This is a genomic window from Marinococcus luteus, assembly GCF_900106595.1.
Lineage (GTDB): Bacteria > Bacillota > Bacilli > Bacillales > Marinococcaceae > Marinococcus > Marinococcus luteus.
The window spans coordinates 1-13660 of sequence record NZ_FNNC01000010.1 but is presented as its reverse complement, the minus strand read 5'-3'; the positions used below and the strand labels follow the sequence as shown (position 1 = coordinate 13660).

The window sequence follows — 13660 nt, the reverse complement described above, 5'->3', positions numbered from 1 at the left end:
GACAGGCCGCTCGATAGCGGCCTGTCTTTCCTGTTTAGACGGAAATAAAAAGCCCCCGGGCCTTTTAAGAGCCGGGGACTATGTTGAGTTAAGAGCTTAGTTCCAAAATAGTGCCAGTTTCAGCATCTACAATAAAGTCTAATTGACGGGTCTCTCCCTGATTGGTGCTCGAAAGGCCGCCGCGGTAAACTTTGTATTCCAGGTCGTCTTTTTTGTACGTTTCCGGCGTCATGTGAATCCAGGAGCCGTTAACTGGAAGATGATCCTGCACGTTTTCTTTTACTGTCTTCAGCGCTTTTTCCGGAGAAATTTCATCTTTCTTTGTGAACTGCTTAACTAAAATCCCCAAAGCAACACCAAGACCTACTCCAATAAGAATATTCTTTGTATTCATTATTATGTCCCTGCCTTTCCATTTCTTATTTAATCAGTATACCGCAAATAATGCGTATATCCAAATACATACCCGTTTTCAATAGTGGTAAAAACGTGACTCGTTCGATAAAATGAAAATTAGGCAGAGCCTGATAATTGAAAGGGGTATTTTATGAAGCAGGAAACACTCGACATGTTTAAGTATTTAACAGAGACACCGGCAGTACCTGGATTTGAACACCAGATTCGTACATATATGAAAAAAGAGCTTGAGCCTGTCAGCGATGAAATTGTACAGGACCGGCTCGGCAGTTTGTTTGGAGTGAAACGCAGCGGGCAGGAAGGACCGAAGGTGATGGTAGCCGGCCATATGGATGAAGTAGGTTTTATGGTCAAATCCATTGATGAAAATGGAATGATCCGGTTTCAGACACTTGGCGGCTGGTGGAGCCAGGTACTGCTTGCACAGCGTGTGCAGATTTATACAGAAGAAGGAAGTGTGCCGGGGGTGATTGGATCCACACCCCCGCACCTGCTTGAACCGGCGCAGCGTGAAAAGCCTATGCCGTTAAATAAAATGTTTATTGATATTGGAGCCGACAGCCGGGATCATGCAGAACAACTAGGCGTCCGCCCAGGAATGCCGGTGTCTCCGGTGTGCCCGTTCACTCCGATGGCGGATGAGAAAAAAATTATGGCGAAGGCCTGGGATAATCGGTACGGAGTGGGGCTGGCACTCGAACTGATGAAAGAAGTCGAGGGTGAAGACCTTCCGAACACGCTGTATGCAGGCGCTACAGTGCAGGAAGAAGTAGGACTTCGCGGAGGACAGACGGCTGCTCAAATGATTCAGCCGGATATTTTTTACGCGCTCGATGCAAGTCCGGCGAACGACTCCACCGGCGGTAAGGATGCCTTCGGGCAGCTGGGAAAGGGAGCGCTGCTGCGTATATTTGACCAGACAATGATTACTCACCGCGGCATGAGGGACTTTGTTCTCGACACAGCGGAAAGTAACAGCATTCCTTACCAGTACTTTATTTCCCAGGGAGGCACAGATGCCGGCCGGGTGCATATGGCCAATGAAGGTATTCCGTCCGCCGTTATCGGTGTCTGCTCCCGCTATATTCACACGTCTGCTTCACTGCTGCACGTGGATGATTACGCTGCAGCAAAGGAACTGCTGACGAAGCTCGTGCGGACTACGGACAAACAGGCCCTCGATATGATTCATAAAGGAGTCTGAAATTGAAAAAGGTTATGGTGGGATCAGAAAATGCTGTAAAGGTGGCAGCTGTCCGCCGGGTATTGAGCCCGAACTTTACTGTAGCGGGCATGTCCGCTGTTTCAGGAGTAAGTGACCAGCCATTTTCTGATCAGGAAACAAGAGAAGGAGCTGTAAACCGGGCATGGTATGCACAAAAAAATGCTGATATCGGCATAGGTCTCGAAGGCGGCGTACAGCCTGAAGGAAAGAACATATATTTGTGCAGCTGGGGAGCGCTTACGGATGGAACCGCTGTATGGACGGCAGGCGGGGCCCGGATACTGCTTCCGGAACGTATTGCTGTTATGCTTCATAATGGAGTGGAATTAAAAACGGCAGTGGACCACTATACACAGCTGGAAAATACCCATCAAAATGAAGGTGCTGTCGGTATTTTAACCGCCGGGCAGGTGGACCGTACTGCCTTATTTCATCATATAGTCTCTCTGCTTTACGGCCGGTGGATATATCAAACAGGGCGCCGGTTTTAGACGGCGCCTTTTCATTAAGTTAAATTATGGTTACAATGAAAAAAAAGAAAAGGAGAGAGTGGATGCGTTCATTTTTTTTGAAAAAGGGTGTAAATCTAAGTGTAAAGACATATGGTGTTACAGCACTGAGCTATATGGCGCTTGGCCTGTTTGCGTCTTTAATTATCGGTTTAATCATTCAAACAATCGGCCAGCAGTTCGGTATTGCTTTTTTTGAAAACATGGGTGCGCTTGCGATTTCATTAATGGGGCCGGCGATCGGTGTAGCAGTGGCATATGGACTGCAGGCGCCGCCGCTGGTTGTTTTTTCCGCAGTAGCTACGGGTGCTGCCGGAGCGGAGCTCGGGGGCCCGGCAGGGGCTTTTATCGCAGCCCTCGTTTCAGTGGAGCTGGGTAAGCTGATATCGAAAGAAACACGTCTTGATATTATTGTAACGCCGCTTGTGACGATTATTGCCGGATATGGTACAGCACAGCTTCTCGGCCCGGGTATTCAGGCGTTTATGACTGGATTTGGAGATTTAATTGTATGGGCCACAGAACGCCAGCCGCTTATTATGGGCATTTTAGTTGCCGGGCTGATGGGTCTTGCCCTCACAGCGCCGATTTCAAGTGCCGCTATTGCGATTATTCTTGATCTGAACGGCATTGCAGCTGGAGCAGCGACTGTTGGATGTGCAGCACAGATGGTTGGTTTTGCAGCCAGCAGCTTTCGGGAAAATAAATTTTCCGGCCTTGCCGCTCTAGGTATTGGTACATCCATGCTTCAGGTTCCAAACGTTGTGAGGCGGCCGCTCATTTTGATTCCGCCGACAGTTGCCGGTATGGTCGTTGCCCCTTTTTCCACAATGGTCTTTATGATGGAAAACAATGCGGCTGGCGCCGGTATGGGCACGAGTGGTCTGGTTGGCCAGATTATGACCTTCCAGACGATGGGTTTTTCTTTTGAAGTACTTGGTGCAGTCCTGCTTCTTCATGTTGTTGCCCCTGCGTTAATCAGTCTCGGTTTGTCAGAGTGGATGCGCAAACGAAATTGGATTAGAATGGGGGATATGAAGATACGGGAAGGATAATCTTTTCTGTATGCATTAATTTAAAGGAGGCAGAACAATGGAAAATTTGACTACACAGGAATCTTTCAATCAAGCTATTGATAATGGAAATACAGTGATTATGTTCTCAGCCGGCTGGTGTCCGGATTGCACGTATATTGATCCGGCGATGCCGGAAATCGAGCAGCAGTATGATCAGTTTACCTTCTACAAAGCGGACCGTGACGAGCTTATGGATGTATGCATTGATTACGGAGTGATGGGCATACCGAGTTTTCTTGCTTTTCATAACGGAGAAGAAGTGCACCGCTTCGTAAGTAAGCAGCGGAAGACGCCGGAAGAAGTGCAGCATTTCCTGAATGAATCACTGGAAAAGGTTAACGCTGATTCATAAAGATGAAAAGGGCTGTCCCTAAAAATGGGGCAGTCTTTTTTTGACAGTAAGCACGAGTGTGGGAGTAGACCTTTGCACGTGTTACGATGGAATTAAGAATGTTCAAGAGGAGCGATAAGAATGGAAGTACGAAAGCTACAGCGCATACTGCGGGAACGACTGAAAGACGACAATTCCCGTACGTTTAAATATGATGATGAACAAAGCTCGCTTCGGGTTGAGCACAAGCAGCTGAAAACCGGAGTTGATCTGGATTTAAGCAAATGGGCAGCAAAATATGAACGTGAAGGAGAAAAGGCTGTAGAGGAGGTCGTGCATTATATCGATACCTCGTTTCGCGCCATGGAACGTGATGTTTCACTTTCCGGCCAGGAACAATATATTTATCCGGTAATACGTTCGACTTCTTTTCCGACCGAAACAAAAGACGGGAAGGAGCTCGTATGGGACGACCATACAGCAGAAACAAGAATTTTTTACGCCCTTGATATGGGAGAAGCGTATTCATTGATCGAACAGGATACGCTTGAAGCCGAACAGATAGAAACGGAAAACATCCGCCGCGCCGCCCGCAATAATGTGAAAAAGCTGGAAGTGCCGATGAAAAAAGATACGGTGGCGGGAAACACGTTTTATTTTATTAATACAAATGACGGCTATGACGCAAGCCGCATACTAAACGAAGCTTTACTGCAGAGTTTGGCTGAAGATGTTCAGGGTGATATGGCAGTAGCAGTGCCCCATAACGACGTCTTTATTATTGCAGATATTACAAACGATAACGGCTACGATGTACTTGGGCAGATGGCTTTCCGCTTTTTTAATGACGGCCGGGTACCGATTACGGCTCTTCCGTTTATGTATGAAAACGGAGAATTTGAACCGATCTTTATTTTGGCTAAAAAACGCCCTAAAACCTGATTCGCGGGAGCGTTCAAGCTGTGATACAATAAAAGTTAAGTTAGCGAAAAGGAGCCTCAACGAATGAATATTTTTTATAATCCAAAAGGAATTGGGGATGTACTTCTCATCTCTTTAAAACCGATAAACTCAAAACAGCGTGAAACGGTAAGACATGGAGATGTGGCCGTGCTCACGCATGCCACAACCAAAGAAACAGCAGGCTACCATATTTTTAATGCCTCTTCTTACGGGGAAATTACAGGAACAGGCAGAATAGCAGCGGACACAGGCCATATTGAGCTCGTTAATGAAGCCCTGAAAGAAAACAATATAGATAGTTCGCTTGAAGTACCACCCCAGTCCGAATTTGTGGTAGGTTATGTGACGGAGAAAAAGCAGCATCCGGATGCAGATAAATTGAGCGTCTGTCAGGTGGATACAGGAGCAGATACGCTTCAAATTGTCTGCGGAGCCCCGAATGTGGATAAAGGCCAAAAGGTAGCTGTAGCGGTACCGGGGGCAATTATGCCATCAGGAATGAAAATTAAAAAATCGAAGCTTCGCGGTGTGACTTCTACTGGTATGATTTGCTCGGTGTCTGAGCTTGCCCTGCCGGAAAAGCAGACAGAAAAAGGTATCCTCGTTCTCGGTGATACGTATGAAACAGGACAGGACTTTTATAAGCAGTATCACGAACGCCCGGTTTCGGCCTCCGTGTAGTAAGTGAATGAAAAACCGCTAGTCGTGCTAGGGGTTTTTCTTGTGCAGGTACAGAAAAGTAAACTCAAAAAGGTCCGGTAAGAAAAGGAGGGGTTGAAAATGCCGTCATCCTTTCAACAATGGATGAAAAGAATGCAGCATTTTCTTTTTAACGATGAAGAACAGCCAGAGGCCAACAACCGTGAAAGTCGTATAAAGCGCTCCGGAGAGGATCCTCCTCCATACATAGCGAGAATGACGTATCAGGAATCTGAGCCGGTGAAAATGTTTAACGTTTATCCTAAAAGCTATGAGGAAGCACAAAAGCAAAAAAGCAGCGCCCAGGCTCCTGACCGGCCGAGCGCAGCAAAGCTTTCGGGATCTTCTGCTGAACCGAGCACAGCCGGTCACGACCGATGGGAAACCGAACAGGAACGCAGCGGGAAAAGCTCTAAACGTTCTGAGTCAAGAGGAGAAAAAAAGACCGAAATAGAGGAGTCGAGCTATTTCCGGGGAAAAAACTTTGAAGCAGGCAGTATCCCTTCCCCGATCTTTGGATATCAGCAGGCCGACCTGCATCCGGGTAATTTAAGAGATCCGGAGACGGAAGAGAGAAAGGAAACATCCGTGCAGGAACAGATTCGGGAGGATATCGCTTTCTTGAATTCAATCCGTACGGGAGACAGAAGGCCTTCATCTGTAACGAAGCAGGTCGAAGAGAAAGAAGCCGGCCGAAAGCGCAGAGCTCCTTCCATTTTGCAGGAAGATACCGATCGCTTTATGGAAATCAGCAGAGCGCAGAGAAGCGGAAAATGGGACACGGAAGCGAAAGACCAGGAAGCAGAGAACAGTACGCCGGAGGATGAACCTGAGTCAGAGGAACAAAAAGACCCTGATTTGTTTCCTTCAGGCACCGCGTTTGAAATAGAACCGGAAGAAGCAGCAGATAAAGAGCCCGTCGAAGCAGAGGGGCCGGAACAACAGCAGGCTCCTCAGACAGCCCCTGTCCCCCGGCAAGAAGAACGTACGCCGGCTGCTATTGTAGAAGGTGTGCAGGAAATAAAGCCGGAAGCAGTAGAAAATAAACCTGTACCAGTACCGGAAAAAAGCGAACTGCCCGCGAGTACAAACGAATCGAAAACTGAAGAACCGAAAACCGAAGAACCAAAAACTTCTTCGCCTTCATCAGTGAAAGAAAAGCCGGCAGTACCGGCGAAAAAACAAACCGGCAGCAAGCGGACTTCTACTTCTACCCCGTTTAATGTAATGATGTATCCTAAAGATAAGCGTTCCGTCCAGCAGCAGTCGAAACAAAAGGGGTACCAACTGCCATCACTTCAACTGCTCAATATTCCTCCTAAAAAAGAGGACGAAGACGAGAGTGAGCTTGAAGAGCAGAGAGAACAGCTTGAAACCACATTGAAAAACTTTCATGTGGATGCAAAGGTTTCCCAGATTACAAAAGGACCGTCGGTTACAAGGTTTGAAGTCCAGCCGGCACCGGGAGTAAAAGTGACAAAAGTGACCAATTTGACAGATGATATTAAAATGGCGCTCGCGGCGAAAGATTTAAGAATGGAAGCCCCTATCCCGGGAAAGAATGCTATTGGCATTGAAGTGCCCAACCCGACGTCCGCGCCGGTATTTTTACGGGAAATCCTCCGCCGGGACGTATTTAAAAATCATCAATCGCCGCTGTCAGTAGCCATGGGCCTCGACATTGGCGGCAATCCTGTCATAGCCGATCTGCAAAACATGCCGCACGGATTGATCGCTGGTGCTACGGGCTCAGGAAAGAGTGTCTGCATAAACTCTATTCTGCTGAGCCTATTGTATAAATCCTCTCCAGAGGAGTGCAAATGGATGCTCATTGATCCTAAAATGGTGGAGCTTGCTTCGTACCGGGAGGTCCCTCATCTTATTACTCCGGTAATAAACGATGCCAAGGAAGCCACAGGAGCATTGAAGTGGGCGGTGCAGGAAATGGAAGACCGCTACGAGCGACTGGCCCGAGAAGGCGTGCGCGACATGAAAAAATACAATGAACGCATGGAAAAACAGGGGCGCCCGGCTGATAAGATGCCGTACCTTGTCATTGTAATTGATGAACTAGCAGACCTGATGATGGTGTCACCGCAGGATGTGGAGGATGCAATCTGCCGTATTGCCCAGAAAGCAAGGGCCTGCGGCATGCATCTGCTTGTGGCAACGCAGCGTCCATCAGTAGACGTAATCACAGGCCTTATTAAAGCAAACATTCCAACCAGAATAGCATTTTCTGTGTCCTCCCAGGTCGACTCACGTACTATTTTGGACGGGGGAGGGGCTGAGCGGTTAATTGGCAAGGGCGACATGCTTTTCTATCCGAACGGAGCGTCCAAGCCAACACGTGTCCAGGGCACATTTGTGACAGATGAAGAAATAGATGCTGTGACAGACTTTGTCAAAGAACAGAAAAAACCTGTTTATCAGTTCCAAAAAGAGGAGCTGCAGAAGCATCTCGAAAAAGAAGAGCACCAGGACCCGCTCTATGATAATGCGTGCGAATTCGTTATTGATCAGAAGCAGGCTTCCGCCTCCCAGCTGCAGCGCCGGTTTTCTTTAGGGTATAATCGCGCGGCCAAGCTGATCGATACGATGGAAAACCGTGGTATTGTTTCAGAGGCGAGAGGGAGCAAGCCGAGGAATGTATTAGTAACCCGGCAGGAGTGGGAAGAGTCGGTATAGGCTTGCTTTCCCGTGGAAGGTTTTATATGATAAATAGAATAAAAAGAAGCAGCCCGTGGAAAATCACGGGCTCTTATTCTGATACATAGGTTAAGGAGCAGCTGTTATGAAAGAGATTGAACTCAAACTGCAAGGAAAACAAAAACGATTAACAAACGAAACATTTAAATTCGACGAACGGGTAAAGGAAGGCTGGTTCTCCGCAGTATACTTTTTGAAGACTAAAAAAATCGCGGAGAAATATAAGCCGGACGAACGTGTGCTGATGCAGTTTTTTCAAAAGGATCAAGCCGTTTTATGCGGGGTGGATGAAGCGGTGGCTTTAGTTAAAACCTTCTCCTCCAATCCGGGAGAACTTGTCATTCACGCCCTTGAAGACGGGAATAAGATTGAGCCGTATGAAACGGTGATGACGGTAGAAGGAAAGTACCAGGATTTCGGCTTTCTCGAAGGTCTGATCGACGGTATACTTGCCAGACGTACATCTGTTGCTACGAATGTCTTTAATGTAGTGAATGCGGCAAAAATTTCTGGAAGAAAAAAGCCCGTAATTTTCATGGGGGACCGGGACGATCATTTCACACAGCAGGCTGGAGACGGGTACAGCGCTTTTATTGGAGGATCCAAGGCTCAGGCGACCCACGCGATGAGTGAATGGTGGGGAAAAAAGGGAATGGGGACAATGCCGCATGCCCTTCTCCAGCTCTTCGAGGGAGACATTATTCAGGCGACCCGCGCCTACAAAGAAACATTCCCTGAAGATGAACTCGTAGCACTGGTGGATTATAACAATGATGTTATTACCGATTCTTTGAAGGTGGCAAGGGAGTTTGGCAGCGAGCTCCAGACAGTGCGTCTCGATACATCGGGAAGTATGGTGGATCAATATTTCTGCCGGCATCCGGAAGTGCTTGGCTCCTTCAATCCTACCGGCGCCAACCCCGAATTGATTTTTGCCCTGCGTAGAGTGTTGGATGAAGAAGGTTTTCAGCATGTCAAAATAATGGTGAGTGGTGGTTTCAACGCCGCCCGTATTGAGGAATATGAAGCTAAAGATGTCCCTGTTGATATTTATGGTATCGGCAGCAGTCTGTTAAAAATCCATATCGGTTTTACGGGAGACAATGTATTGTTAAATGGAAAACATGAAGCTAAAGCGGGGCGGAAATATCGCCCGAATAATCGAATGGAGCCCGTTAATTATTAATTTTCCCAGAAAGGAGTTCTTGGCCGTGCGTTCGGATATACAAAGGTACCGGCAGCGCCGGCAGGCAGAAGCGGACCGGCGCCTCGAAAGCCTGCTCGCAGCATTTAAAGCCTGGAAAGAAGAAAATACGAATCTGCGTGAAAAGGTGCGTGCCAAGCACCTTTTTGCTGAACAGACCGGTCTCGCGGTGGAGCAGGTGGAAAAGAAACCGTGGGATATGCTGTTTGAGGAATGGTTTTCATATGACTATGTAACTATCATCGGAACGCATTTATTTGATATGTTCTTAAAGCAGACGCTGTCTGCGAGAACCCGCATGGATCTTCAACTCGGGGGTCTGCTGTTGACGGCTTCCTGGATGCCGGTGGAATTGAATGAAAAAAACTACTGGGTTAGAGCAGTTGGCAAGCAGGAATTTTCAAACCGGCTTCAGCAGGACACTGCTTTGGAGCCGGCTGCCTCCTCCACGTGGCTTGTCCGGACAGCACGTGTTGGTTTTGAGGATACCCGCCTGGGACAGGCGGTACCGCTCCGGGCCGATGGCGAAGGTTTTCAAGCATTGATGCTTGAGGCAGAAAAAGCTTTCCAGAAGGAAGAGCATATTCGGTGGCATAAAGAAAAAGGGGCTTCCTGGCTGCAGTTTGCGCTCCCGTCTGTTAGTTTTTAATCTTAAACGAAGACGGGATTCAGGCTTTTCTGCACAATTCAAATCGTTCCATTGGAGGAACTAAAGGTTTTTGCTATAATAAGACAAGTATGTTTACATATGATACACACCATGAAAAACGATCTCTTTCACCTGTGCGTTTCGGCGGCAAGGTTTTTTGAAAGAACGGAGGAAGACAATATGTCTAATTATCATTTTATTGGAATTAAAGGATCCGGCATGAGTGCTCTTGCCCAGATTCTGCACGATATGAATCACACTGTACAGGGCTCGGATGTTGAAAAAACGTTCTTTACCCAGCAGCCTCTTGAAAAGAAAAATATCTCTATTCTTCCTTTTCAGGCTGAAAACATCCAGGAAGGCCAGACAGTAGTTGCATCAGCAGCTTATGGTGATACACACGAAGAAGTAAAAAAGGCAAAGCAGTCAGGGCTGGAAGTTCATTCCTACCCTCAGTTTTTGGGAGAGTTCCTTCAGAATTTCACATCGATAGCAGTGGCAGGTTCTCACGGCAAAACGACAACCACTGGTCTTTTAGCCCATGTGCTCGAGGCGTATAAGCCAACCTCATACTTAATTGGCGACGGTACGGGAAAGGGTATGGAAAACAGCCGCTTTTTTACGTTTGAAGCCTGTGAATACCGCCGTCATTTTTTGAACTATGTACCTGATTACGCCATCATGACAAATATCGATTTTGATCATCCGGACTATTTTTCTGATGTAGAAGACGTCGTGCAGGCGTTTAATGAAATGGCTCAAAAAGTAAAAAAAGGTATTGTAGCCTGCGGTGATGATGAGCATCTTCAAAAACTGCATGCTCCGGTACCAATTGTTTATTACGGCATCGAAGGAAAGCATGATTTTAACGCAGAAAACATCTCAGTAGACGAAAACGGCACCAGCTTCGATGTTCAAATCCGCGGGGACCGTTTCGGCCGTTTTACTATTCCGGGCTATGGCAACCATCATATTCTAAACGCGCTCGCCGTTATTGCCATCTGCCACTATGAAGAGGTGCCGGCTTCTATTATCCGTGAACAGCTGGCCTCTTTCAGCGGGGTAAAACGCCGGTTCACAGAAAAAATCTCCGGGTCGCAGGTGTTGATTGATGATTATGCCCATCACCCTACGGAGATCCGGGCTACCATTGAGTCGGCAAAACAAAAGTATCCGAGCCGTTCGGTGGCAGCTGTTTTTCAGCCACATACGTTTTCAAGAACCAAGGCTTTTCTTGATGATTTTGCAGACAGTCTGCAGATGGCAGACTATGTTTACCTTTGCGATATTTTCGGATCAGCCAGGGAACAGGATGGAAGCTTAACCATCGATGATTTAAAACAGCGTATTCCTGGAGCAGGAATAATTCAGGAGGACGGTGTCCAGGTGCTTGAAACGCATAATGATGCTGTGCTTTTATTTATGGGGGCCGGAGACATTCAAAAGTTTCAGCGTGCCTATGAAGCTCACCTTGAATCCTCTAAACAGTAAAATTAAAATGACGGGAAGCAAAAGCTTTCCGTTTTTTTGGTATCAATATCAAAAAAAGACCGAACCGGCATCGCAGCGATTGTTTTTTCATTCAAGAGGCATACTTTTGATGGGGAAAGGGAACAGAGGAATAGAAAGATCCTCTATGAAGAATGGAGTTTCAAACCAAACAAATAGTGGTAAAATGGCGACAGGAGGTGTATTGTGATATGGCTATTTTAGGGTACATAAGCGCGCTTATCGCAGCGATCGCTTTTGCCGTTCTAATTATTTTCCTCGTGAAAACGCTGAAAACAGCTACTACAATGATGGAGCGCGTAGGGAATACAATGGAACAAGTAGAGCAGCAGGTACAGGGCATTACCAGAGAATCAGAGGCTATGCTTAACCGTTCTAATACTATTATGGAAGACGTGCAGACCAAAACAGAGAGTATTAATGGTTTTGTAGGGTCGCTGCAAAATGTCGGAGAGTCGGTGGATAATGTTAACCACTCATTCCGTCGTGTAGCCGATTCAGTTTCCAATTATTCTTCAAAACAATCAGAGCAGGTCACCCAGGTAATTCAGTGGGGGAATGCCTTTATTGATTTGTATGCCCGCTGGAAAAAACGGACAAAATAAAAGGGGACGATAAAGAATGGCTTCGTACAACACAAAAGACTTTATTATTGGCACAATTATAGGAAGTATTGTAGGGGCGTCGACAGCGCTGCTTCTTACTCCGAAATCTGGGGAAGAATGGCGTCAGGATCTTACTGAAGGCACCCAGTCAGTAAAACAGAAATCAAGCGGACTAACTTCTGAAGCATATGAAAAAGGCAGTGAGTGGGCAAATCGTGCTAAAGATAAGTCCAGTGAACTCGCTAAAAATGTTTCTGCCCAATCTTCCCATTTATATGAACGAGTGAAAGGAAGCCCGGGAGAAGACGAAGAAAAATCTGCTGAAGAACTGGCAAAAGAACTTAATGAACGTATTGATGAAAGTGAAGAAGCAGCGGCAGAAGATGTAAAAAAAGATGTACGCGATCTGCATAAAGATTCAACAGAAAATAACAGCAATAATACGTAAAAGCTAAGGCCGCTGCGTCAAACGCAGCGGTTTTTAATATGTTTTCACAGGTAAATATAGATGAAAGGCTTATTCTAAAGGTAAAAATGCTTTAACACTTAAAAGCGTTTAAGAAATAAAGAAAAAAGGGCTGACAGAACAGAATTCTTCGTTTATAATGGGGCGTAATCGAAAAGATAAGTAATTGACTGAAGGAGTGGAGAGTATGAGTAACGAACAGTTAGATGCCTTGAGAGAGCAATTGGATGATGTGAATGTGAAGTTATTGGAGATGATTAATGAACGTGGACGCCTGGTCCGGGAAATCGGGGACGTGAAAAGCAAGTCTGGACAGAAACGATTCGACCCGGTACGTGAGCGCCATATGCTTGATCATATCGCAGAACATAACGAAGGGCCTTTCTACACTTCCACGGTACAGCATATTTTCAAACAAATCTTCCAGGCAGGCCTTGAGCTTCAAGAAGACGATAATCGCAAAGAACTGCTGGTATCCCGGAAGAAAAAGCCTGAAGATACAATTGTTGACCTGAAAGGCGAAAAAATCGGAGACGGTTCTCAGCGTCTTGTTGCAGGGCCTTGTTCCGTTGAAAGCTACGAGCAGGTGTATGAAGTAGCTAAATTCATGAAAAGCCAGGGCATCCGCCTCCTGCGCGGTGGGGCATTTAAGCCAAGAACTTCTCCGTACGATTTCCAGGGGCTTGGCAAAGAAGGCCTTGAAATTCTGCGCCGTGTAGCTGATGAGCTGGATATGGTAGTAATCAGCGAAATTGTGAGTCCGCAGGATGTAGAAATGTCGCTGGATTACCTGGACGTTATTCAGGTCGGTGCTAGAAACTCTCAAAACTTTGAACTATTAAAAGAAGTGGGTGGCGTAGACAAACCTGTATTAATGAAACGCGGCATGTCTTCGACTATCGATGAACTGATTAAAGGCGCGGAATACATTCTAGCTAAAGGGAATGAAAACATTATTCTCTGCGAACGCGGCATTCGCACGTACGAAAAAGCAACGAGAAACACCCTCGATATCTCTGCAGTACCAATTCTGAAAAAAGAAACGCACCTTCCAGTAATGGTGGATGTGACGCATTCTACGGGCAGAAGAGATCTGCTTGAGCCAACAGCGCGTGCAGCATTTGCTATTGGTGCAGATGCAGTCATGGCTGAAGTACATCCTGATCCAGCTGTCGCTCTCTCTGATTCCGCCCAGCAAATGGATCTTGCTCAATTTGAATCCTTCCTGGATTCTTTACGGGCTTCCGGATTATACAAATTATAATTCAGCACAAGAAAGCACAGGGCTTCCTGTGCTT

At 46.6% G+C, this 13660-nt stretch carries 14 protein-coding genes; 13 read left to right on the top strand and 1 reads right to left on the bottom strand.

Annotated features, from left to right (window positions below; all coding sequences use genetic code 11):
* Nucleotides 1–88: 88 nt before the first annotated feature.
* Entirely contained in the window at nt 89–394 is a 306-nt protein-coding gene (locus BLV22_RS14675) for a PepSY domain-containing protein (protein WP_079475724.1), read from the bottom strand.
* A 153-nt stretch (nt 395–547) separates the two neighbouring features.
* Here BLV22_RS14675 and BLV22_RS14670 point away from each other — a divergent pair, with 153 nt between their 5' ends.
* The 13 genes from BLV22_RS14670 (at nt 548) to BLV22_RS14610 (ending at nt 13626) form a co-directional block, all read left to right on the top strand.
* On the top strand, nt 548–1621 hold the full coding sequence (locus BLV22_RS14670; RefSeq protein ID WP_091616839.1) for a M42 family metallopeptidase: 1074 nt from the start codon (nt 548–550) through the stop codon (nt 1619–1621).
* Between the two features lie 2 nt (nt 1622–1623).
* Nucleotides 1624–2133, top strand: a complete 510-nt coding sequence (locus BLV22_RS14665) for a DUF84 family protein (protein ID WP_245724115.1) — start codon at nt 1624–1626, stop codon at nt 2131–2133.
* Between the two features lie 62 nt (nt 2134–2195).
* On the top strand, nt 2196–3206 hold the full coding sequence (locus BLV22_RS14660; RefSeq protein WP_091616837.1) for a PTS sugar transporter subunit IIC: 1011 nt from the start codon (nt 2196–2198) through the stop codon (nt 3204–3206).
* A gap of 37 nt (nt 3207–3243) precedes the next feature.
* Nucleotides 3244–3579, top strand: a complete 336-nt coding sequence (locus BLV22_RS14655; protein ID WP_091616835.1) for a thioredoxin family protein — start codon at nt 3244–3246, stop codon at nt 3577–3579.
* Nucleotides 3580–3699: 120 nt separating this feature from the next.
* The gene (locus tag BLV22_RS14650; RefSeq protein ID WP_091616833.1) at nt 3700–4500 is read left to right on the top strand and encodes a DUF1444 family protein; all 801 of its coding nucleotides are present in this window, start codon (nt 3700–3702) and stop codon (nt 4498–4500) included.
* A 63-nt stretch (nt 4501–4563) separates the two neighbouring features.
* Nucleotides 4564–5202 (top strand): YtpR family tRNA-binding protein, encoded by a 639-nt coding sequence (gene ytpR / locus BLV22_RS14645; protein ID WP_091616831.1) that lies wholly within the window; start codon nt 4564–4566, stop codon nt 5200–5202.
* Nucleotides 5203–5301: 99 nt separating this feature from the next.
* Complete coding sequence (locus BLV22_RS15260) at nt 5302–7908, top strand: DNA translocase FtsK (protein WP_091616829.1); 2607 nt, start codon at nt 5302–5304, stop codon at nt 7906–7908.
* 106 nt (nt 7909–8014) lie between these two features.
* Nucleotides 8015–9115, top strand: coding sequence for a nicotinate phosphoribosyltransferase (locus tag BLV22_RS14635; protein WP_091616827.1), 1101 nt, complete (start codon nt 8015–8017; stop codon nt 9113–9115).
* Nucleotides 9116–9140: 25 nt separating this feature from the next.
* Nucleotides 9141–9782, top strand: a complete 642-nt coding sequence (locus BLV22_RS14630) for a hypothetical protein (RefSeq protein ID WP_091616825.1) — start codon at nt 9141–9143, stop codon at nt 9780–9782.
* A 180-nt stretch (nt 9783–9962) separates the two neighbouring features.
* Nucleotides 9963–11273, top strand: coding sequence for a UDP-N-acetylmuramate--L-alanine ligase (murC, locus tag BLV22_RS14625; protein WP_091616823.1), 1311 nt, complete (start codon nt 9963–9965; stop codon nt 11271–11273).
* Nucleotides 11274–11482: 209 nt separating this feature from the next.
* On the top strand, nt 11483–11896 hold the full coding sequence (locus tag BLV22_RS14620; RefSeq protein ID WP_022795220.1) for a DUF948 domain-containing protein: 414 nt from the start codon (nt 11483–11485) through the stop codon (nt 11894–11896).
* Nucleotides 11897–11912: 16 nt separating this feature from the next.
* Entirely contained in the window at nt 11913–12344 is a 432-nt protein-coding gene (locus BLV22_RS14615) for a YtxH domain-containing protein (RefSeq protein ID WP_091616821.1), read from the top strand.
* A 205-nt stretch (nt 12345–12549) separates the two neighbouring features.
* Nucleotides 12550–13626, top strand: coding sequence for a bifunctional 3-deoxy-7-phosphoheptulonate synthase/chorismate mutase (locus tag BLV22_RS14610; RefSeq protein ID WP_091616819.1), 1077 nt, complete (start codon nt 12550–12552; stop codon nt 13624–13626).
* Nucleotides 13627–13660 lie beyond the last annotated feature (34 nt).